Origin of the sequence: Turicibacter sp. HGF1, assembly GCF_000191865.1 — a bacterium.
Taxonomy (GTDB): domain Bacteria; phylum Bacillota_I; class Bacilli_A; order MOL361; family Turicibacteraceae; genus Turicibacter; species Turicibacter sanguinis.
On the sequence record NZ_AEXQ01000025.1, the window covers coordinates 1 to 20969 of the forward strand.

Sequence of the window (20969 nt, forward strand, 5' to 3'; positions counted from 1 at the left end):
ATGTCTTAGCGATTTTTTTTATTGAAGTAAGTTTTTCCACCAGTTTTGGGTTGATAACCATTTATTAAAAAGAATAAAAATTCCATATCCAATGATGCCTCCAAGTGTATTTAGAATTAAATCATCAATGTCTGATGAACGCCCAATAAAGTACTGGAAGCATTCAATGAAGAATGAGAAAGCAAAAGCAAAAAGTGTGGTATTAAAAAAAGAACGAAATTTTTTGAATACAATTGGTAGTAAAAATCCAAGGGGGATAAACATGATTATATTCGAAATGACCTGGCTCATTGTGAAGGTATCAAATAGCCAGCTAAATGGAATTAGGTTAAGGCGATGATAAGGTGGGTTAAAGTTTAATCCACTTCCGATTATGCTTATTAGGATAGTTGCAAATAGGATGATGAATATGATTCCTGCCAGTCCTAAATAGCTAAGTTGTCTAAGAATAGGGATTTGTTTTTTTCGTAGGATAAAGTAGAACGGTAAGTAGATAATACCAACGATAATCAGGAGGATGACTCCTAGGAATATATTATCTAAAATGTTTTGTAACATGAAAAGCACGCTCCTTATTTATAAAAAATCTGTACCATGCATTTAGTATAGCAAACAGAAATGAAGAAAACCGCAAGAAATTCTGAAGATTTAATGAATATTAAAAAACCCCCGACCAACGTACGGGGGGTTTCGCGTGCACAGAGCAAAAGAGGAGACTCCGAGTGGAATCTAGATATATTATTTGATAATTTGTCGATTTTATGCACTAAAGGGCCTATTTTAAAATTTGGCGGCGCGGTTACAAGTATTAATTGGGAGATTAAGTAAAGTAAAATAGGTTTTATTTTTGATAATTTTAGGCACAATAAGAATGATTTTTCGGAAGGAGTGATTTGATGGGTACAAATCTTCATGTACAGTTAACTTATGATGAGAAAGCAAAACGTTTTGATTGCCGTAATCGATTAGATGAGGTTATTGCAAGTTTATTAAATGGTGATGTTTTTACATTAGACCACTTAAATACAACGGTTTTAGGAATAGTTAAATTTTCACCAGAGTGTAAACCATATGGTTTTTATTTTGAATCAAATGATGGACAACTAAAGGTTCAATTAACTGATGGAATGAAGGGATATGTTGAGATTCAGGATCAAGATAAAGTAATGAAATAAAAAACTTAGATTTAAAAAGGAGTCTCTTAACTGATGGAAATTAAAAATTATATTTGTCCAAAATGTCAAAATCGCTCCTATGAAGTGGATGAGTTTGCTGCAACAGGTGGTGGGCTTTCCAAAATGTTTGATGTTCAGAACAAACGCTTTACAACGATTACATGTACTAAGTGTAAGTATACTGAGATGTATAAAGGAACAACGAGTGATTTAGAAAATATTTTTGATTTTTTACTTGGATAAAAAAGAATACCTTCATTCTGTATTCCTTTATATGTGAAAATAAGAAAAAACACCTAAATGAATTGAGATAAATTTGAGATTAATTTATACATTCATAGAGGTGCTTTTTTTTGTAGGAAATATAAAATGTTTTTGTTGCAATAAGTGTGAAAAAGTGATAGTTTCGATTATATTCATGATGAGATTATATTATTGTAAATTAATTTAAAAAACAAAAAAGAACTGAAGGAAATCAGCTCTTTTTTTGTTTTTAAAGTGGTTAGTCATAAATATAAGAATCTAATATTGGAAAAATTAGCGGACGTATGTCAATTTGTTATTCTTTTGACTACAGTTCTATTTTATCTTAAAAAAAAATTAAATGTTAAAAGTGTTCGTGAGAGGTGAGAAAAAAGCACTTGAATGGTCATTTTTAAATTAAAGTATTCTGTTAATAAACATTTAATCTATATTTTTAATGGTTTCGATAGGATACGAATGCATTTATCAATCTAATTTGAAATGTTATTTTTTTGTTTAAAAAATCTTATGTGGCTATTTAGGAGTAAATCAGTTAAAAATAAACATTTTATTAGATATATCTTGTAAAAAACAGAAAAAAGCACATAATTAGACAAAAAATATAGTGATGATAAAATAATATTATGTAGTTTGATTTATAGGATGTGATATTATGATTATTCAATTAGATGATTATTTTATTAGAGTTCTTCAAAAAAGCGGTTATAAGTTAGATTATAATAAATTAGTTAAAATAAATGAAAAAGCAATGAGTGAGAGAAAAAAACCACTAAATGAGTACAATGAATTAGTATTAAAAAAAATTACTTCAAAGCAGAAAAATCAAAATAGACAATAAATATTAGAGTTATCTAACATCTCGTGGAAAAGTTAAAGCTATTAAGAGTGTAGGAAGCACTAAAAACGTAAAATTAGATGTTTGGGATTTTAAAAAATAATAGAAAAAAGCACTAGATTTATCTAGTGCTTTTTTTGAGTTAAAAAATGGCGCTATTAGACGAAAATGTTGTTATTAACTATCTAGTCATTTAAAACAGATAAAATTCTTAAAAATGAAAGCCAATAACTTTTGATACCAAGCGGTTTATTTACCAATAAGATGACTTAAAACAGCCTAAAAAATAAAGAACTACGTTCAGGCATCGTAGGATATAAGATCAAAGCATAAACAGGATTTAATCCACCTTTGATCACTAACCCCTCTATAAAGTCTACTTCCTTCATTCTTTCATAAAACGAAAGGGTAAAGGAAACTTGAACTTTCACGTGCTTTTAACCATGTAATTTTTCGTTTACTAATTCAGTGACTGCTTGTTTGAGCTCATTGCTTGCTTCGATTGCATCTAATTGAGCTTGAATTTCACCATCTTCATCTTCGAAATAATTCAGCTCATTACAGTTTTCTGCAATTTCACGAACTTTAGCTAAATCTTCATTGTATTTAGTTGATAATTCTTTTAACTCTTTATCTAAAGTTTTAATTTGTTCAATTGAAGTGAATGATAAAACCATGTCAATTGGCATAATTCCAGAACTTTTTGTTCCGTCAGGATATTTCATTGTGACACTTATTTCTTCTAAGTGACTATCTATCATAAAGCTATATAAATCTGTAAAACTATTAAATTTCTTATGTTTTGTTTTAATTTCCATGCTCAGAGCTCCTTTTTAGGAATTCATATTTTGAATTCGATACTGTTATTATATCCTACAAAGTACTTACTTTAAACAGATGATGAGTTGTTTTCATTAATAGGGTGCAGAGTATTAGGAGTGATATACACTTAAAATAATGAATTTCTGTGAAATGTACAATTGACTATTAAGTATAAAAGAGTAATAACTCAATCATAAAAAAATCACGTACAAAGTACGTGGAGTGTAAGATAAAAGCATAAATCAGGCACAGGGATAGCTTGGTACAAGGGATGGAAATATAGCTTTAGCTCACTGTCTCTTCAGAATAAATGTATAAGATTAACTAAAAAATTCCTTTTGAATTAGTTTGTTTTAAAAAATAGGGAGTGATAAGTGTCTCTAAAAACGAGACACTTATCACTCCCTTACATTTTTTGAAGAGCTAAAGTATTAGCTTTAGCCTTTTATTTAATCCAGCTTCGATGAACAACTCCTCTATAAAGTTTTATCCACAATTGTACTTTCAAGCACTTCGGTGGCTAAGCACTTTTATTCGGAGTTATCTGTTCGTCTTAGCTTTTTATTTAATCTAGCTTCGAGATGCAACACTCTGGTAAAGTTCGAGAGCCTCTTGTGTCTTACGACACGGCGGACTCTCCTTACTTTCTACGAGTGTTAAGCACATCTCTTAGCCTTTTATTATTCTTCGTCTGGTAATTCTACGTTGTGGTAAACTTGTTGTACATCGTCTAAGTCTTCTAGTACGTCGATTAATTTTTCGAATTTAGCTAATGCATCACCATCTAATTCTACTGTTGATGTTGGTAACATTGTTAATTCTGCAGCTTCGAATTCTGTGATTCCCATTCCATTTAATGCTGTTTGTACGGCATGGAATTGATCTTGGTCTGCGTATACTGTGATTTCTCCATCTTCTTCTTCAACGTCACGAACGTCTACGTCTGCTTCCATTAATCCTTCTAAAATTTCATCAGCTGAGTTTCCGTTGAATCCGAATAATGCTGTTGCTTCGAACATGAATGCTACGGCACCACTTACTCCGATTTTTCCACCGTTTTTGTTAAATGCAGAACGTACTTCAGCTACTGTACGGTTTACGTTGTCAGTTAATGTATCAACGATAACGGCAGCACCATTTGGTCCGTATCCTTCATAGCGGATGAAATCGTAATTTTCGTCTGATCCACCTTTTGCTTTGTTGATAGCGCGGTCGATGATTTCACGGTTAACCCCTGCAACTTTAGCACGGTCAATAACTGATGCTAAGTTACGGTTTAATTCTGGATCTGGATCTCCATTTTTAGCAGCCATGTAAATTTCTTTTCCGAAACGAGCTAAAACTTTTGAACGGGCAGCATCTTTAGCAGCTTTTCCGTATTTAATATTATTCCACTTACGACCCATTGGGTATCACTCCTGTTAATAAGATTTGATTCAAAGACTATTGTTGTTATTTACAATAGCAAAGTAACTATACATTTACTTATTATACTCCTGTAACTCCTAGTTTTTCAAGTTTTTCAGATAGTGTCGAAATCGACACTGTAAAAAATATCTGTTATTTATTGACTTTTATAGGTCAAAGAGCTATAATGCTATTAAATAATTAGACAATCATCTAATTAAAGAGTTGAAAACATAATGGAGGAATAGTCTATGTTAATTGTGACAACAGATAGTATCCCAGGGAAAGAAATTATTGAGGTAAAAGGTTTAGTGCGTGGAAGTACGGTTCGTTCAAAAAATATTGGTAAAGATATCGGAGCCTCATTTAAAAATCTAGTTGGGGGGGAATTAACTGGATATAATGAGATGTTAACGGAGGCACGCCAAATTGCGATTGGACGTATGGTTGAAGATGCAGAAGCTCAAGGGGCAAATGCGATTGTTGGAATGCGTTTAATGTCATCATCAGTGATGGCAGGGGCGGCTGAAATGGTCGCTTATGGAACAGCGGTTGTGATTAAATAATGCTTAAATTTATTATTGGTTGGTATTTGCTTAATTTTTTAGTGTTTGGTATTTTTTTAATCTTTAAAATTACAGAACGTTTGAAAGAGAAGAAAATGGAGAGAGAACAATTAGAAAATTATAGAAAATATTAAATAAACAAGTTATAGTTAAAGAACACAGAACTTTTGGTGTTCTTTTTTCTTTTTTTTATGAACTTTTTTTTAACTCGCGTGTCTTATTAGTGAAAGAAGGTGAGAGGGTTGGATGAGGAACAGCTTGTGAAACAGGCGATTTCAGGTGATCGGCACTGCTTAAATATATTGTTTGGGATGCATTATAAGACGGTTTATGGTTATCTCATTAAATTAACTGGGGATATTCAAATGTCGGAGGATTTAGTTCAGGAAACATTACTTAAAGCGACACTAAATATTGAAAAGTTTCGTGGAGAAAGTAAATTTTTGACTTACTTAATTCAAATTGCGACTAACTTATATCGAAACGAGGTAAGAAAGCAAAGTCGCATTGTTTACGATGACGAAATTATTCAATCGGTGTTTAGTGAAGGTGAGTGTGACGCGTTAATACAGGTTCAGTTTAAGGAAGCGATGAATGCCTTACAGGACATGAGTGAAGAACAGCGGATGAGTTTTATTTTAAGACATTATTATGGCTATAGTATTGAAGAGATTTCTAATTTATTTGGAGTTGCAACAGGAACGACAAAGTCGCGAATTTTTAATGCGATTCAAAAGATAAGAAAGAAGTTAGGAGGGTAGATGATGGATGTTTTAAAGGATGAGCAATTAGAGGCTCAAGGTTTGATAACTGAGATTGATACATTAAAGATTATTCGAGTTGCTAATGAGTTGAAGCTTCAAAGGCAAAGAAAACGTCTTAAGATCCTGATGATGATAGCGGGAGTTTTCTGTGTGCTTGCACAAATGTTGATTTTTAAATTTATAGGATTTAATCGAGAGTTTATAATGCTTGGTGGCATTTATGTGTTGTTTGCCTCGTTGATTTTGTTAATTGTTCGGTATAGAGAGGGTGGAAATATATGATTGTGATGAGTATTTTAATGTCAGTTGTTTTATTTGTAGTCGTTTGTTTTGGAATTGGTCAGGTCGCGTGGATTTATTTAGATGCAAAGGATCGAGGTGATCGTTTGGCAATTGTTTGGGCAATTTTTGCAATTTTTCCGATTGTATATCCGATATTACTTCCGTTGCCATTAATTATTTATTTGTTGATTAGTCGTAGTTTCTCATATCTTTGTCCGACTTGTAATGAGAAGGTGAATAAGGATTTTAGTACATGTCCTCATTGTGGTCAAGCGTTGAAAGAAAAATGTCAAAATTGTGGAAGAACAGTCGAGTCAGAGTGGCACTATTGTCCGAGTTGTTCGGCACATATTAAATAAGGGGGAGTTTAGGATGAAGATTATTTTAAAGCATAAGAAAACTTTTATTGTGATTGTCATTATTTCATTACTGATTAGTATTTTACCGCTAATTGGAATGGCTACATTTATGGGAGTGCGAAGCTCAAATGTCAATATTGCATATGAAAGTCCAGTTGTAGAAAATGTAAATCCGATAGATTATCAACCTTTTGATATCGTTGTACCGTCTGAGCAACTCCCATCACCTGTTTTTAATAGTAATAGGTTTGAAAAAACATTACTTCATCATTCATTTTCAGAGTCAACGACTGAACAAGTCTTTCTGTATGAGGCTTATTTAGAAGAAGGCATGACCGTAACGATTGATTATCGTACCAATATTAAACAAGGAATTTTAGATTTTGGGATGTTTGATGAAGCTGGAATGAAGGCAAGTTTTTCTGGAACAAAAGATAGTCCAAGTTTCCTTATTGATCATTCAGGAAATTACGTGATTGCCTATAACGCAAATGAAGTATTAGGTTCTTTTGATATAGAGATTAGAGTACAAGACGTGAAATAAAAATGAGGAAGCCGTGCTGTGGCTCCCTCATTTTTATTTTTCTTCTAATAATAAGTTAATTGTTTCTTGAACGCGTTTAACACATCCTTTACAAGCTAAACCTGCTTTTGTTTCGGTTTGAATTTCTTGTAATGTTGTTGATCCTGTTTCAATCTCTTCTTTAATATCTCCAACTGTAATATTGAAGCAATAACATAATTTTTTATTTAAATCCATGATTAGACTCTCCTTATTATTAAAAATCAAACTGTGTATAACTTTATTTTAATAGATGAAAGAGGATTAACCAACGAATTTACTTTTAAAGATTAGCTGTGTAGTTAATGTAATCAAATCCCCAATCACACAGATTTTCCATAACGTCAAGGAATTGTCGTCCGATATCGGTGAGTGAGTATTCAACTCTTAGTGGAGTTTCGTTGTATACTGTTCGTTTAATAATTAGGTCGGCTTCAAGTTCTTTAAGTTGTGAAGATAGGTAACTATGGGTGATGTTGGGTTTGAGGTTGATGGGAGAATGAGATGTGTAAAAGCTAGAAGAGTTATCTTACTATAGTTTTTTTACGGTAAGCAGTTGGTGAAGTATTCATGAAGCGTTTAAAGATTTTTGTATAGTAACTTGGACTATCGAATCCGACTTTGTTACAGATTTCGGTAATGGTTGCATCCGTTTGAAGCAATAGGCCTGCTGAAACTGAAATACGGTATTTTAAAAGATATTGCATTGGGGACATTTGGACGTGTTTTTGAAAACATCGTTGACACTCTCTTATACTGATGTTGGCGCTAGCAGCAATTTGTCCTACTTCGACTCCTTTGGAGTAGTTTTCGTGAATAAAGTTTAGCATTTTTTTCAGACGCTTTATTTCTTGGTTTTCGATTTGAGGTTGTTGGAGTGCTTCTTGATGGTGTTTGACAAGAAGATAAAAAAGGTGTGAGAGTTGATTTCTTATAAATAGCTCGTAACCAAACTTCTCCGATTCGTAGGCCTCATAAGCGGTAAGAATACAATCGATTGCAATTCGTTGCCACTTGATATGAGGATAAAGTGGGATACTTGGTAGAGCGTTGCAATTTGCTAAAGGTTGAATATATCTTTGTTTAAAGATGTTTTCATTTGTGTCACAGATTAATTCTTTGTGGAATACGAGTGAATTCAATAAACAAGGTTGATCATTAAAGACATAGACTGAGTGTAAAACATTGGAGTTAATAAATAGTCCTTCACCTGTTTGAAGTAAGTAATCAGTTCCGCTAACGCTAATTTTAATTGGACCTTTCTTAATGACAATGACTTCGAATTCATCGTGCCAGTGCCAGGGAATATCACCTGTTACATTACTTATGATATCTGAAAAATAGGCCCCGCAAGGAAATAACGGTGTCCCGCGAACTTCGAGTTCGCGATTTTTTTTATCAAGATTTAGGTCGTATATTTGAATAGGCATGGAATAATTCCCCTTTGTCGCTTTTGTTATAGGATTGGTCTTTACTGTTATTGTTTGGAAATCACAGTGTCGCTATCATTATAGTATAACGTGAATTAAAAAGTGAGGGGATTTTATGGATAATGTAAATATAGCTTTAATGCTAAAGGGAATTAAAGACAGTGAGGCTTTCTTTGAACTCGTTGACCGTTGCCAGGCACCAGTTAAAATTCAGGTTCCTGGTGGAGATTTGCATGATTTGCGTGGCAATGTCTTACTCCAAAATTATTTAACATGGGAATCACCAATCAGTGCTATTGAATGTGTGGAGGTATTTTGTCATACTGGAGCAGATCTTGCTTCTATTTTGGAGTTTATCGAAGAATATCAATTATTTTAAATGATAATCTGAAGAGACGTTTCCTGAATAAAGGGAATTTCTCTTTTTTCATTTAGGATGTGACATAAGGCAGTGATTTTCACCATATAATTTAGTAGATAGGAGGGGATTTGTATGTTAATTGTCACAACAGATACGATTGTCGGAAAAGAGATTATTGAAGTAAAGGGATTAGTAAAGGGGAGCACTGTCCGTTCTAAACATATTGGAAAAGATATTGGAGCGGGATTAAAAACTATTGTTGGAGGAGAATTAAAAGGGTACAACGAGATGTTAATTGAAGCGCGTCAAATTGCATTCGGTCGCATGGCTGATGAAGCTGAAAGTCTAGGCGCTAATGCAATTGTTGGTGTCCGTTTAATGTCATCAGCTGTGATGGCAGGGGCTGCAGAAATGGTGGCTTATGGAACAGCAGTGGTGGTGAAATAAAAATGGAAATTCTCGTATGTGTGGTGCTTGGATTTTACTTAGTTTGTATCATTGGGGTGGTAGGATTACTAGCTTATAAAATAGTGGAGCGTCGACGAGAAATAAAAAAAGAGAAAGAAGAATTTAAAAATTATAAGGATTATTAGAAGGGGGGAGGGAGTAGTGGAGAATTACTCTTATATTGAGACTAGAAAAGTTTTTAGTCGTCTTGGATTTGCCCTAACTTTTAGTATTTTATCTGTGAATGTTGTTCAACTCATTGTAGCGGGATTTATGTCAGCTGTTGATCCAAACTTATTAATGACAGATTGGGCTAATTTTTTCTTAATCGCAGTCAGTTTTTACTTAATTGGATTTCCATTAGCTTATTGTATGATGAAAAAAATACCGGTAGCTGTTTCGCAAGAAAAGAAACGATTAACACTATGGCAACTCGTTGAATATGGATTAATTTCTTATGCTGTGATGATTCTTTTGAATTTTTTAACGACCTTCTTGCTGAGCTTTATAGAATTGTTTAAGACAGAATCCATTGTAAATCCCGTTCAACAGGTGATTTTAACTGGAAGTCCGTGGCTTAGCTTGTTATGTATTGTCGTTTTATCGCCAATTATTGAAGAACTTTTATTTCGGAAAATACTACTTGATCGGGTACGTATTTATGGAGATAAAGTGGCTATTATCTTTACTGCGATTGCATTCGGTTTTTACCATGGAAACTTATCACAACTATTTTATGCCGTTGGACTCGGTATCATTTTGGCCTACATCGTTTTAAAAACAAATCAACTTAAATATTCAATAGGAATTCATATGTTTGTCAACGCTATGGGTTCACTCATCTTACCCATGTTAATCGGAGATGGAAGCGACTTGTTAAGGGCTCAGATAGCTAGCGTTATTGTTGTTATTTTGATTACGTTTGGAACGATATTAATCATCAAAAATCGTAAAAAAGTTGAGCTTGTGCAAGGAGATTTAACGATTCCAGAAAGTAAGTTAATGCAACTTGTATGGCTTAATCATGGAGTTTTCGCTTACCTACTATTTAGTATCGCATTGATTATTATGGTTACTGTTGTAACTTAAAAAGAACTAACTCGCTTGAGTTAGTTCTTTTTCTATTTTTTGTAAGAATTCATCAGATGGGCGTAAGAAAGTTGATGATGAATTTTCTGATTCAAAATGAATGATTTCAACATTTTGAATCAGTGTAAATAATATATCAGCACTATAATTTAAATCATCGTTTGTAAGTTTAGTATTAGAATAATTGACTGTTAATTCATAAGGCTCTGATGCGGTTTGCAGACTAAATGTATAATCTTGAAGATTTACAGGTAATAAACTTAGAATATTTCCAACCGCTGAGTTATCCCCAATATAAGAATTTTTATAATTTAATAAGCTATCAGACTTTCCACACCCCACTAGAGTTAATAAACAAATGAATAAAATCATTCGTTTCATATTGATCACTTTCCTTTCTTAGTGATTACTGCGCAAAAAAACAGCATTAATCCCTCATATCATTATGATAACATGCATAAGGTCCTTATTTGAAAACTTTTATCGAATTTCCTAGTAGTTGAGGGATGATCTTACTTTTTAAGAGAGCTCTCTTCTAGTGGACGAGTATCATAAATGTTGCCGTAGGAGACCTGCATTAAATGAAAGGATGGAATTTTCAAAGTAGGTGAAACTCTTTCGTAAGGATTAATACGTGGGGTTAAAGAGGAAAATGGCGTCAAAATTCGGATAAAGAGCTTGAGGAGCAGGAAGAATATTTCTTTAAACGTTAAAAGGGATGGAGATTTCTCCACCTCTTTTAGTGTGCTTGTAGTTTTTGAATTAATTCATCTGTCACATTATTACCTTCAAGTTGATAAGCAAGTAAGACAGCCCCAAGACAAGGTTCTAGAAGCGGTGCTTGAATCTTGCAATCTAAGTTTTGTAATTCGTTAGCGAGTGGTACTAAGATAGTATCGCCTGATTTGAAAACTCCACCTGAATATGAGACGGCAAATGAATCCGTTAAATTCAATTGTTTAGCTAATGTTTTGATGTGTAAGGCAAGTTCATGTGCCGCTTGGTGGAATAGATTTTGACAGGCGATGCATCCGCTTTGGGCGGCTTTTGCCCCAATTGCTGAGAATTTTGCAATGTCAGGCCTTGAAAGTTTAAGTCGATTAAAGACGATATCCACAATTTCGTATAAATAGGTAATGTCATAAGCTTCTTCAATGATATCGACTAAACATGTCTTTTCATGGCGCCCGTCTTTTTGTTTCGTATACTCATTAATGACACGAAGTCCAATCCAGTGTGCACTTCCATCATCTCCGATATTTGGACCAAAACCTCCACACCGAAGAGAGAGGCCTTCCTTATTTCGACCATTTGCGATACTACCGGTTCCCGCTACAATGTTGATTCCAGGCTGACACCCGCATCCTGCTGCCCATCCCACAACGCCATCATTATCCACTTGATAGGGAATCTCTTGCATTACTTCTGCTAAGATATCATCAATGACTTCTTTATCTGCTTGACTTTCTCCATAACCTGGAACCCCAATAAAGACAAAGTTTAAATCCGTTGGTTGGATATCAATTTTGCTACAAGCTAGTTTAATATGAGATTCAAGACGATTTCTTAGTTCATCCGCCCCAATTTGATGAATATGTATCGTCTCACTTTCAAAATCCACTAAGACATCCATCTCTTGATTGGCAATCACATATCTTGTTTTTGTTCCACCACCATCAATCCCCATGTAATACATCAGTTACCCCTCCTATAAATCGTTTACAGAACTAGTATAAGAGAGAATGAATTTTTACTATATAGTTTTTCTTTTGATGAATATAGGATATTTTGTGATTATCCACAATTAAAAAAATCCAAAGAGAGAAGATCATTTATCTTCTCTCTTTGGATAGTGGTAAGGATTTATGGAGGCAATCGTCATTAGTAAGTTAAAACCATCACATGCTCATGACCAAAGATTTGGCCATTAAATTCAAAACCAAAATTTTTATAAAGGTTAATTGCAACTTCACCGTCACGATGAGCTCCAACGAAAATATTATGATGAGTCTTATCTTCTTTAATTCGTTCTATGACCTGCTCTAATGCTTGTGTTCCATATCCCATATTTTGATATTTTTCATCAATCATGAAACGGTAAATCCAATACTCATTATCATCCACATCAAGACAATACATCACAAATCCGACCATGATATCATGATGATAAATGGCAAGTGGGATGCATTCTGGTTGCACTTTAGACTGAGCGATGGAAATCGCATTTGAAGTAACGAAATCTTCTTGATCTTTAGAAACTGTTAATTCAATGCAATCCCAAAAATTATCTTTTGTTATCTCCTTCAATGTAATCATAAATATTCCCCCATAAAACGTAATCAGTTGTTAATTCATTATATGGCAGTATTAAAAATTTTATACAGTGAAGCGAATTAAGGCAAAATCTCTAAAAATATGATGGTTAAATGAACTATAAAAATCAATAAAATCCTATAAATAGTTCATTGATAGAAACAGGGGAGGAGAGTATGATAAGGGGGAAACTTGAACTTATAAAAATGTGGGGGATAATCATGGATAATGAATTGAAAATTGTAACATTTAATTTAAGAATTACAGTAGATGATGGACTTAATGTATGGGAAAATCGTGTTTCTCATGTGGTCCATAAAATTAAAAGTGAAGCTCCGGATCTGATTGGATTTCAAGAGTTAACTGAAATTAGTTTGAGGGATTTAAAACGACAGTTAACGGATTATGTTTTTGTTGGATGCGGTCGAGATGAGCAGATGAGTGGGGAAATGGTGATGATTGCTTACAATAAAAATAAACTTGATTTAATGAGTTTAGATATTTTTTGGTTTTCTGATACTCCCTATAAGCCAGGGAGTAAAAAAGAGATGATGACATTGGCAAGACCTTGCAATGTAGCCGTGTTTAAAAATCAACTCACAAATCAGATTTTCCGTGTATATAACACGCATTATGATCACATGCAATCAAGCATAAGAGTACAAAGTAGTGAGCAACTATTAAATGATTTACACTTACGTGAACAAAATATCTCGCTGCCAACCCTAATCATGGGAGATATGAACTCTGAACCACAAGACGAAGAAATTAAAGCTATCGTCAATAATGAGATAATCGAATTGAATGATTTGACTGATAAATTAGATTATACCTTCCATGACTATGGAAAAATAAAGATTAAAATTGACTATATCTTTGCGACTAAAAGTGTAAATGCCTCTAAAGCTGTTGCTTGGGCAGACTGTTTTGATGGTGTTTATTTGTCAGACCATTATCCAGTGATGGTGAGGGTAACATTTAAATAAAGATAATTTTAAGGGGGGCTATAATGAAATAGCCCCTTTTAACGTCTAGAAATTAATGTTGAAAAGAAAAAAATCCCATGTACATTTTGTACATGGGATTTGGAAGATTAAGTGTAACACTTAGTTTTTTATGCTAATGCTAAATATTCATCGTATGTTGTTTGTTTGTCAACGATTGTTCCGTCTTCTTTGATGTCGATGATGCGGTTAGCGATTGTTTGAATAAATTGGTGGTCATGTGATGCGAATAAGACGTTGCTTGAGAAGTCTTTTAATCCATTATTAACCGCTGTGATTGATTCAAGGTCTAAGTGGTTTGTAGGTTGATCAAGCATTAATAAGTTAGCATTTGTTAACATCATGCGTGATAACATACAGCGTACTTTTTCTCCCCCTGATAATACTGAAGCTTTTTTAAGGGCTTCTTCACCAGAGAATAACATACGTCCTAAGAATCCGCGAACATAGCTTTCTGTTTGGTCATCAGAATATTGACGTAGCCAGTCAACTAATGATAAGTCAGATCCATTAAAGAATTCTGAGTTGTCTTTAGGGAAATAAGCTGTTTTGATTGTCACACCAAATTTGAATTTTCCACTGTCTGGTTCCATTTCACCGTTTAAGATTTTGAATAATGTTGTAACGGCAATTTCATCACCGATAAATGCAATTTTGTCATCTTTATTAACCATGAAGCTTACGTTATCTAAAACTTTAACTCCATCGATTGTTTTTGTTAATCCTTCAACGAATAAAATGTCATTCCCAACTTCACGTTCTGGTTTGAATCCAACGTATGGATAACGACGACTTGATGGTTCAAGGTCATCTAATGTAATCTTATCTAATAATTTTTTACGAGATGTCGCTTGTTTAGATTTAGAAGCATTAGCAGAGAAACGTGCAATGAATTCTTGTAATTCTTTGATTTGTTCTTCTTTTTTCTTATTTTGTTCTTTAGCCATACGATTTAATAATTGGCTTGATTCATACCAGAAATCATAGTTACCAACGAATAATTTGATTTTCCCAAAGTCAACGTCACAAATATGAGTACACACTTTATTTAAGAAGTGACGGTCATGGGATACAACGATAACTGTTCCCTCGAAGTTGATTAAGAATTCTTCTAACCAGTTAATTGATTGAATATCTAAGTGGTTGGTAGGCTCATCGAGTACTAAGATTCCAGGGTTTCCGAATAATGCTTGAGCTAATAATACTTTGACTTTTTCAGCCCCTGTTAATTCTTTCATTAATTTATCATGTAATTCTGTTGGAACACCTAAACCTTGTAATAAAGAGGCAGCATCTGATTCTGCTTCCCACCCGTTTAAGTCAGCAAATTCACCTTCAAGTTCAGCTGCTAAAATTCCATCTTCTTCAGAGAAATCTTCTTTCATATATAACGCATTTTTTTGTTGAGTAATTTCAAATAGGCGTTCATTACCACGAATTACTGTTTCTAAAACTGGTAATTCATCGTATTGATAATGATCCTGTTTTAAAACTGACATACGAATATCTTTTGGGTAACTTACATGACCTGTATTAGGTTCGATTTCACCCGCTAAAATTTTTAAAAACGTAGATTTTCCAGCTCCGTTTGCACCGATTACTCCGTAGCAATTTCCTGGAGTGAATTTTAAGTTAACTTCTTCAAATAATTTTTTATCACCATATCGTAAACCAACGTTTGATACTGTAAGCATGCTAAAACACCTCCGTGTAATTTATCTTGAAACATTATATCACATTTTTGATAGATGTCACATGTGATTAATAAGATACAATCCTTGATAGGAGCATTGTTTTGGAATTATTAAATGGTTAAGATTTTTGTTTTTATTTATGTTCTGATGAAAATAAATCAGGTAATTGGTCCATACTAAATAAGATTGTAGTTACGTTAAAAAAATAAAGAGAGAATAAGCACAGAATATTAGCTAGGAAACGATATCATTCGACGTGTTAGGTTGCAAAGGGGTTTAAAATAGTGTATAATTTATTGACACTTCGTAAACATGACACTATCGTAAGTGATGTTCGTCTGCTCATTTACGTTTTTTTTGTGTTTAAATAGAAAGGAAGCAAAGAATGACAGAAATTACATTTAAAGATCTTGCTTTATCACCATCAACATTAAAAGCAATTGAGGAGATCGGGTACGTTAAACCATCACCAATCCAAGCAGAAGCAATCCCAGTAGTATTAGCTGGAAAAGATATTATCGGACAAGCACAAACAGGAACAGGGAAAACGGCAGCATTTATGTTACCAATCCTTGAAAAAATTGATCCTAAAAATAAAAATGTTCAGGCATTAGTATTATGTCCAACTCGTGAGTTAGCGGTACAGGTTCATGAAGAATCTAAAAAATTCTCACGTAACAACCGTGATGTTCACATTTTATCAATTTATGGAGGACAATCATATGATCCTCAAATCCGCGCACTTAAAAAAGGTGTTCAAATCGTTGTCGGAACTCCAGGACGAGTTATGGACCACATGCGCCGCGGCACTTTAAAACTAGAAAACTTAAAAATGTTAGTTTTAGATGAAGCTGATGAAATGTTAAACATGGGATTCAAAGATGATATCGAAGAAATCTTAGAAAAAACACCTGAATCTCGTCAAACAGTTATGTTCTCAGCGACAATGGCTCGTGAAATCATGAACATTGCTAAAACTTATCAAAAAAATCCTGAAGTGGTTAAAGTCGTTTCAGAAGAATTATCAAACAAAAAAATCGATCAATACTACGTTGAAGTTAAACGCCAAGACCGTGTTCAAGCGATGATTCGTTGTATCGATATGATGGGATTAACTTCTTCTATCGTCTTCACTAATACTAAACGTGAAGTTGATGAATTAGTTTCTAAATTACAAGAAGAAGGTTACGTAACTGAAGGGTTACACGGAGACTTAAAACAAGCTCAACGTGACCGCGTTATGAACAGCTTCCGTCGTAAAAATGTTAATATCTTAGTTGCAACTGATATCGCTGCTCGTGGTATCGACGTAAGTAACGTTGAAGCAGTATTCAACTACGATATCCCATTAAATGAAGAAAACTATGTTCACCGTATCGGACGTACTGGTCGTGCGGGGATGACTGGATTATCAATTACGTTTGTATTCGGAAAAGATATGTTCCGTATCCGTCGTATTGAAGATTACACAAAAACAAAAATGTCTAAAATGCCAATTCCATCAGTAGAAGAAATTCAAGCGAAAAAATCTACTAATGTTATTGACGAAATCGTTGCTAATTTAGAAGGAAAAGATTTCTCTAAAGAAAACGAATTAATCGCTGCAATCTTAGAAAAAGGATTCACAATTGAACAAGTTGCGGCTGGTTTATTACAAATGAAAATTGGTCAAAGCACTAAGAAATATGCTCATATCGAAGAAGTTACAGCAGGTAATCCAAAAGCTAAAGGAATGCGTAAAAACGAAGTTCGTTTATTCGTAAACGTTGGTTCTAAGCAAAAAGTTAAGGCTAAAGACTTCGTTGGAATGTTAACTAAAAAGTCTGATATTCCTGCACGTGCAATCGGAGATATCGACGTTTATAAAAAATTCACATTCATTAATGTTGATAAAGCACACGCTAATAACATTATCCGTAAATTAAACTCAAAATTAATTAATGGTAAACCAATTCGTGCTGAAAAAACAGCTCCTGGTGCGGCAATGCCTAAAGATCGCTAATTAGTAGCGTTGATGTTATATAAAAAAAGCCTTCATAATCTTTATGGAGGCTTTTTCCTGTTTTTAAATTCTATGAAATAGTATTAACAAAATAACTAATTTTTTCCTATCGCTACAAGAGCTGTGGTGTTAAAATAAATATATTGTACCAGATGTGAGAATTGGAAGGGAGATATTTTTACCGTGTCAACAAGACTAAAACCTAAATTATTATCTGTTATGAAAACTTATAATAAGGAGCAGTTTATTAAAGACGTAATAGCTGGATTAATTGTTGCTATTATTGCTTTACCACTCTCAATTGCATTAGCAATTTCTTCGGGGGTTTCACCTGAACAAGGGTTATATACTGCTATTATTGCTGGTTTTTTTATTTCTTTACTTGGAGGTAGTCGTGTCCAAATCGGGGGACCGAGTGCTACGTTCATGGTGGTGGTTTATGGAGTCGTAGCTACTCATGGAACTGAGGGGTTATTGATTACTACGATTTTAGCTGGAATTATATTGATTTTATTTGGACTCTGTAAATTAGGTAGTATGATTAAGTATATCCCGTATCCAATTACGGTAGGATTTACAAGTGGAATTGCAGTTACCATTTTTAGTTCACAGATTAAAGATTTCTTTGGAATGAATATCGGGACTGTGCCAACAGAATTTATTGAGAAATGGATTTATTATTTTGAGTCATTTGATAAAGCAAGGTTGTTACCATTTATTATAGGTTCGTTAGCTTTAGCTATTTTAATTATTTGGCCTAAAATTAATAAAAAGATTCCAGGGTCTTTAATTGCGATCGTTGTAACAACATTTCTGGTATCTGTCTTAAAGTTAGATGTGCAAACTATCGGAAGTCAGTATGCAAATTTATCTTCTTCATTTCCAATGCCATCAATTCCTCACTTTACATGGGCTAAGATTCAAGTTTTATTAGCACCGGCATTTACGATTGCATTTTTATGTTCGATGGAATCATTATTATCAGCTGTTGTATCGGATGGTATGATTGGGAGTAAACATCGATCAAATATGGAATTAGTAGCAGAAGGGATTGCTAATATTGCATCAGGATTATTTGGTGGAATGCCTGCAACGGGGGCAATCGCACGAACAGTTGCAAACATTAAAAATGGAGGACGTACTCCAATTGCTGGAATTATTCATGCGTTAACATTATTATTTATTTTATTAGTGTTAATGCCGTTAGTAAAGTTAATTCCATTAGCTACGTTAGCTGCAATTTTAATTATGGTTTCTTATAATATGAGTGAGTGGCGTATGTTTAAAAAATTATTGCATGCACCAAAAAGTGATGTCGCAGTTTTATTAACGACCTTCTTTTTAACAGTATTATTTGATTTAACACTTGCTATTAGTGTTGGGATGGTTTTATCATCATTCTTATTCTTAAAACGTATGACAGATGTAACGGATGTTTATGGATTAGATTTAATGGATGATCATGAAGACAGTGAATTGTTAGATGATGAATTAAAAGAGGTATTATCAGATGAAATTTTAGTTTATGAAATTAATGGCCCATTTTTCTTTGGAGCTGCTGATAAATTTTTAGATTCAATTCAGTCGTTACAGGGGCCATCTAAAGTATTAATTATAAGATTGCGAAATGTACCTGTTATTGATGCTACAGCTGTTCATGCATTAGATTTATTATATGATAATTGTGAACGTTCAAATACGGTTTTAGTCTTGTCTGAAGTCGCAGATCGACCATATCAAGTTATCAAACGTGTTGGTTTAGTCAAACACATCGGTCGCGCAAATGTTTGCCGCGGATTTGAAGATGCGATTACAAGAGCAAAACAACTGATTGCTTAGTAAAAAAAGGTCCCTCTCTTTGGGGGCCTTTTTATGTTAAGAAAAACTTAAGGAATATTGTCGTAATTTCTTAAGTTTTTAATGGTATTTTATAAAAGAAATATGTCTCAGTTCATCACAAAATAAAAAAGCTTCCTAGATGGAAGCTTTTTTTTATTACCTAGGAAAAGGTTAATCTTGATCATTCATAAAGAAATAACGGTCATGTTCAAAATGATTTTGAACATTCATTAATGTTTCTCCAAAACGTTGGAAATGAACAACTTCTCGTTCTCTTAAATAACTTAGTACCTGACGAACATCTTCGTCTGTAGCTAAATCAAGTAAATGTTCATAACTTGCTCTTGCTTTTTGTTCAGCCGCCATATCAGCTGTTAAATCTGCTACTGGATCAGCTTTAAGTGCGACATAACCTGCATTCCATGGAACGCCATTTGGATCAGCTAGGAAAATCCCTGTTCCTCGTCCTGCATAGCTAGTATCAAGACCAGCAGCTTTAATTTCCTCAATACTTGCACCATCTGTTAACTGATAAATTAAAGAGGCCACAATTTCAAGATGAGCTAATTCTTCGGTACCAATATCGGTTAAAGTTGCAATTGATTGTCCTGTTGGCATTGTATAACGTTGATGAAGATATTCCATTGAAGCAGTTAATTCTCCATCAGCACCTCCTAGGGCATCATAAATATCTTTAGCCATTTTTAAATCACGTTTTTTTATATCCACTGGAATTTGTAATCTTTTTTCATATACCCACATTTAATATGTCCCCCTTATTTATTTTTCCATGGCCATGGTTCATCTATCCAATTATACTTTCCTGTTAAATCACTGTGACCGAAATTAAGGAGTGGACCATATTCTTTTTCGTATTGATCTTTTAATGATTGATATTGAGCAGTAGCATTTTTGTAATCAGCTAGTGCTTTTTGATTGCCTGGATGTGTATCGAGAAAAAGTCTTAAATCTACTGCAACTAAACTGATTGCTTGGATGTTACGTAGTAGTTCGTTTTTATTCATAGCGGTTACCTCCTCTTACAGGAACTTTTCTAGGAGTGTAAGGCATGTATAAATCTGCAAAGGCAGTTCCTTGTTGAAGTGTATTAGTAGAATCATTTAAATTTTGATAAGATTGCATTTTAACACAACTAGTTGCGAGTGGAATATTATCGCAAGAGATGAGTGGTGATCCATCAGCACGACCATCTCGATAAGATTGTGTTTTAGTATACACAGGTTGATCGGTATCATCACCATAGTATTCTTTTTCTAGCAAGTATAAGTTATAGTCTTGCATAGTTGAACCTTTTGGTTGTTGTTGAACGCTATAAACCATATTACCGGTTAGTGGATATTTCTCAGTTGTCGTTTTGGTTGTTGTTATTTGATTACTTACAGGTTCTTGGTTTGTACATGGTTGCGCATAAGTTTCAACATAAGTTGTTTTTTTATGATGGGTAGTCGTAGATTGATTCTGTGCAACTGGAACTGATTGAGTCGTTTGTGTTGTTACAAGTTGATTAGTTGGCATTCCAACTTGGCTACTATAAATAGAAGCAGTACCGTATGCTGGATAACTAGCAAGAGGCATTGATTGTGTAGAAATCATTGCATTTTGATAGTTAGGTTGAGTCATATTTTGGTCGTAACTAAGGGTATTATCAACCATATTTGGTTGAGTCACAGCTTGTTGAACCGTAGCTTGGGGAGTCATCATAGGCTGTTGCATCATAGCAGGCTGAGACACAA

Annotated in this window: 28 protein-coding genes; 15 read left to right on the forward strand and 13 right to left on the reverse strand. The window is 33.8% G+C overall.

The window, feature by feature from the left end; genetic code table 11:
- Nucleotides 1-18 precede the first annotated feature (18 nt).
- Complete coding sequence (locus HMPREF9402_RS02645; protein WP_006784730.1) at nt 19-558, reverse strand: VanZ family protein; 540 nt, start codon at nt 556-558, stop codon at nt 19-21.
- Between the two features lie 338 nt (nt 559-896).
- Here HMPREF9402_RS02645 and HMPREF9402_RS02650 point away from each other — a divergent pair, with 338 nt between their 5' ends.
- The 3 genes from HMPREF9402_RS02650 to HMPREF9402_RS02660 all read left to right on the forward strand — a co-directional run bounded on the left by HMPREF9402_RS02650 (nt 897) and on the right by HMPREF9402_RS02660 (nt 2277).
- Nucleotides 897-1175, forward strand: a complete 279-nt coding sequence (locus tag HMPREF9402_RS02650; RefSeq protein ID WP_009606395.1) for a hypothetical protein — start codon at nt 897-899, stop codon at nt 1173-1175.
- Between the two features lie 33 nt (nt 1176-1208).
- Nucleotides 1209-1418: a zinc ribbon domain-containing protein gene (locus HMPREF9402_RS02655; protein ID WP_006784732.1), complete on the forward strand. Its 210-nt coding sequence runs from the start codon at nt 1209-1211 to the stop codon at nt 1416-1418.
- Between the two features lie 673 nt (nt 1419-2091).
- Complete coding sequence (locus tag HMPREF9402_RS02660; protein ID WP_009606391.1) at nt 2092-2277, forward strand: hypothetical protein; 186 nt, start codon at nt 2092-2094, stop codon at nt 2275-2277.
- Nucleotides 2278-2711: 434 nt separating this feature from the next.
- Here HMPREF9402_RS02660 and HMPREF9402_RS02665 read toward each other — a convergent pair whose 3' ends face one another.
- Together HMPREF9402_RS02665 and HMPREF9402_RS02670 are read right to left on the reverse strand one after the other, a co-directional pair.
- A complete protein-coding gene (locus HMPREF9402_RS02665) occupies nt 2712-3092 on the reverse strand; it encodes a hypothetical protein (protein ID WP_009606406.1) in 381 nt (126 codons plus the stop codon).
- 684 nt (nt 3093-3776) lie between these two features.
- Nucleotides 3777-4502, reverse strand: a complete 726-nt coding sequence (locus HMPREF9402_RS02670; RefSeq protein ID WP_006784734.1) for a YebC/PmpR family DNA-binding transcriptional regulator — start codon at nt 4500-4502, stop codon at nt 3777-3779.
- Nucleotides 4503-4754: 252 nt separating this feature from the next.
- Here HMPREF9402_RS02670 and HMPREF9402_RS02675 point away from each other — a divergent pair, with 252 nt between their 5' ends.
- From HMPREF9402_RS02675 to HMPREF9402_RS02695, 5 genes are all read left to right on the forward strand, one after another.
- Nucleotides 4755-5069 (forward strand): heavy metal-binding domain-containing protein, encoded by a 315-nt coding sequence (locus HMPREF9402_RS02675; protein ID WP_009606404.1) that lies wholly within the window; start codon nt 4755-4757, stop codon nt 5067-5069.
- Nucleotides 5070-5302: 233 nt separating this feature from the next.
- Nucleotides 5303-5830 carry a sigma-70 family RNA polymerase sigma factor gene (locus HMPREF9402_RS02680; protein WP_237701271.1) on the forward strand — a complete coding sequence of 176 codons (528 nt, stop codon included), beginning with the start codon at nt 5303-5305 and terminating at the stop codon, nt 5828-5830.
- Nucleotides 5831-5833: 3 nt separating this feature from the next.
- Entirely contained in the window at nt 5834-6115 is a 282-nt protein-coding gene (locus HMPREF9402_RS02685; RefSeq protein ID WP_229040198.1) for a hypothetical protein, read from the forward strand.
- Complete coding sequence (locus tag HMPREF9402_RS02690; RefSeq protein ID WP_009606405.1) at nt 6112-6474, forward strand: zinc ribbon domain-containing protein; 363 nt, start codon at nt 6112-6114, stop codon at nt 6472-6474. The genes HMPREF9402_RS02685 and HMPREF9402_RS02690 overlap by 4 nt, the downstream gene beginning before the upstream one ends.
- A gap of 13 nt (nt 6475-6487) precedes the next feature.
- A complete protein-coding gene (locus HMPREF9402_RS02695) occupies nt 6488-7018 on the forward strand; it encodes a hypothetical protein (protein ID WP_009606394.1) in 531 nt (176 codons plus the stop codon).
- Between the two features lie 33 nt (nt 7019-7051).
- Here HMPREF9402_RS02695 and HMPREF9402_RS02700 read toward each other — a convergent pair whose 3' ends face one another.
- The 3 genes from HMPREF9402_RS02700 to HMPREF9402_RS02705 form a co-directional block, all read right to left on the reverse strand.
- The gene (locus HMPREF9402_RS02700) at nt 7052-7234 is read right to left on the reverse strand and encodes a (2Fe-2S)-binding protein (protein WP_006784740.1); all 183 of its coding nucleotides are present in this window, start codon (nt 7232-7234) and stop codon (nt 7052-7054) included.
- A gap of 85 nt (nt 7235-7319) precedes the next feature.
- The gene (locus HMPREF9402_RS15005; RefSeq protein ID WP_083809694.1) at nt 7320-7529 is read right to left on the reverse strand and encodes a winged helix-turn-helix transcriptional regulator; all 210 of its coding nucleotides are present in this window, start codon (nt 7527-7529) and stop codon (nt 7320-7322) included.
- Nucleotides 7530-7560: 31 nt separating this feature from the next.
- Nucleotides 7561-8466 (reverse strand): AraC family transcriptional regulator, encoded by a 906-nt coding sequence (locus tag HMPREF9402_RS02705; protein ID WP_009606407.1) that lies wholly within the window; start codon nt 8464-8466, stop codon nt 7561-7563.
- Between the two features lie 115 nt (nt 8467-8581).
- On the opposite strand from HMPREF9402_RS02705, the gene HMPREF9402_RS02710 reads away from it, so the two are divergent.
- The 4 genes from HMPREF9402_RS02710 to HMPREF9402_RS02720 all read left to right on the forward strand — a co-directional run bounded on the left by HMPREF9402_RS02710 (nt 8582) and on the right by HMPREF9402_RS02720 (nt 10363).
- A complete protein-coding gene (locus HMPREF9402_RS02710; protein WP_009606399.1) occupies nt 8582-8845 on the forward strand; it encodes a hypothetical protein in 264 nt (87 codons plus the stop codon).
- Nucleotides 8846-8959: 114 nt separating this feature from the next.
- The gene (locus tag HMPREF9402_RS02715; RefSeq protein ID WP_006784743.1) at nt 8960-9274 is read left to right on the forward strand and encodes a YbjQ family protein; all 315 of its coding nucleotides are present in this window, start codon (nt 8960-8962) and stop codon (nt 9272-9274) included.
- A 2-nt stretch (nt 9275-9276) separates the two neighbouring features.
- The gene (locus HMPREF9402_RS14440) at nt 9277-9420 is read left to right on the forward strand and encodes a hypothetical protein (RefSeq protein WP_009606408.1); all 144 of its coding nucleotides are present in this window, start codon (nt 9277-9279) and stop codon (nt 9418-9420) included.
- A gap of 16 nt (nt 9421-9436) precedes the next feature.
- On the forward strand, nt 9437-10363 hold the full coding sequence (locus HMPREF9402_RS02720) for a CPBP family intramembrane glutamic endopeptidase (protein WP_009606403.1): 927 nt from the start codon (nt 9437-9439) through the stop codon (nt 10361-10363).
- Between the two features lie 6 nt (nt 10364-10369).
- On the opposite strand, the gene HMPREF9402_RS02725 is transcribed toward HMPREF9402_RS02720, so the two are convergent.
- The 3 genes from HMPREF9402_RS02725 to HMPREF9402_RS02735 all read right to left on the reverse strand — a co-directional run bounded on the left by HMPREF9402_RS02725 (nt 10370) and on the right by HMPREF9402_RS02735 (nt 12679).
- A complete protein-coding gene (locus HMPREF9402_RS02725; protein ID WP_006784745.1) occupies nt 10370-10744 on the reverse strand; it encodes a DUF4825 domain-containing protein in 375 nt (124 codons plus the stop codon).
- Nucleotides 10745-11102: 358 nt separating this feature from the next.
- Entirely contained in the window at nt 11103-12059 is a 957-nt protein-coding gene (locus HMPREF9402_RS02730; protein WP_006784746.1) for an N-acetylglucosamine kinase, read from the reverse strand.
- 185 nt (nt 12060-12244) lie between these two features.
- A complete protein-coding gene (locus HMPREF9402_RS02735; RefSeq protein WP_006784747.1) occupies nt 12245-12679 on the reverse strand; it encodes a GNAT family N-acetyltransferase in 435 nt (144 codons plus the stop codon).
- Nucleotides 12680-12897: 218 nt separating this feature from the next.
- On the opposite strand from HMPREF9402_RS02735, the gene HMPREF9402_RS02740 reads away from it, so the two are divergent.
- Nucleotides 12898-13662, forward strand: coding sequence for an endonuclease/exonuclease/phosphatase family protein (locus HMPREF9402_RS02740; RefSeq protein WP_009606401.1), 765 nt, complete (start codon nt 12898-12900; stop codon nt 13660-13662).
- Between the two features lie 128 nt (nt 13663-13790).
- Here the strand turns inward: HMPREF9402_RS02740 and HMPREF9402_RS02745 are convergent, their stop codons facing one another.
- The gene (locus tag HMPREF9402_RS02745; protein ID WP_006784749.1) at nt 13791-15374 is read right to left on the reverse strand and encodes an ABC-F family ATP-binding cassette domain-containing protein; all 1584 of its coding nucleotides are present in this window, start codon (nt 15372-15374) and stop codon (nt 13791-13793) included.
- Nucleotides 15375-15759: 385 nt separating this feature from the next.
- Here HMPREF9402_RS02745 and HMPREF9402_RS02750 point away from each other — a divergent pair, with 385 nt between their 5' ends.
- Entirely contained in the window at nt 15760-17376 is a 1617-nt protein-coding gene (locus tag HMPREF9402_RS02750) for a DEAD/DEAH box helicase (RefSeq protein WP_006784750.1), read from the forward strand.
- A gap of 183 nt (nt 17377-17559) precedes the next feature.
- Complete coding sequence (locus HMPREF9402_RS02755; RefSeq protein WP_006784751.1) at nt 17560-19215, forward strand: SulP family inorganic anion transporter; 1656 nt, start codon at nt 17560-17562, stop codon at nt 19213-19215.
- Between the two features lie 171 nt (nt 19216-19386).
- On the opposite strand, the gene HMPREF9402_RS02760 is transcribed toward HMPREF9402_RS02755, so the two are convergent.
- The 3 genes from HMPREF9402_RS02760 to HMPREF9402_RS02770 all read right to left on the reverse strand — a co-directional run.
- Nucleotides 19387-19977, reverse strand: coding sequence for a manganese catalase family protein (locus tag HMPREF9402_RS02760; protein ID WP_006784752.1), 591 nt, complete (start codon nt 19975-19977; stop codon nt 19387-19389).
- Between the two features lie 14 nt (nt 19978-19991).
- Nucleotides 19992-20240, reverse strand: coding sequence for a spore coat protein CotJB (locus HMPREF9402_RS02765; RefSeq protein WP_006784753.1), 249 nt, complete (start codon nt 20238-20240; stop codon nt 19992-19994).
- The coding region (locus HMPREF9402_RS02770) for a spore coat associated protein CotJA (protein WP_139058172.1) at nt 20233-20969 on the reverse strand (737 nt) is incomplete at its 5' end. The genes HMPREF9402_RS02770 and HMPREF9402_RS02765, both read right to left, overlap by 8 nt.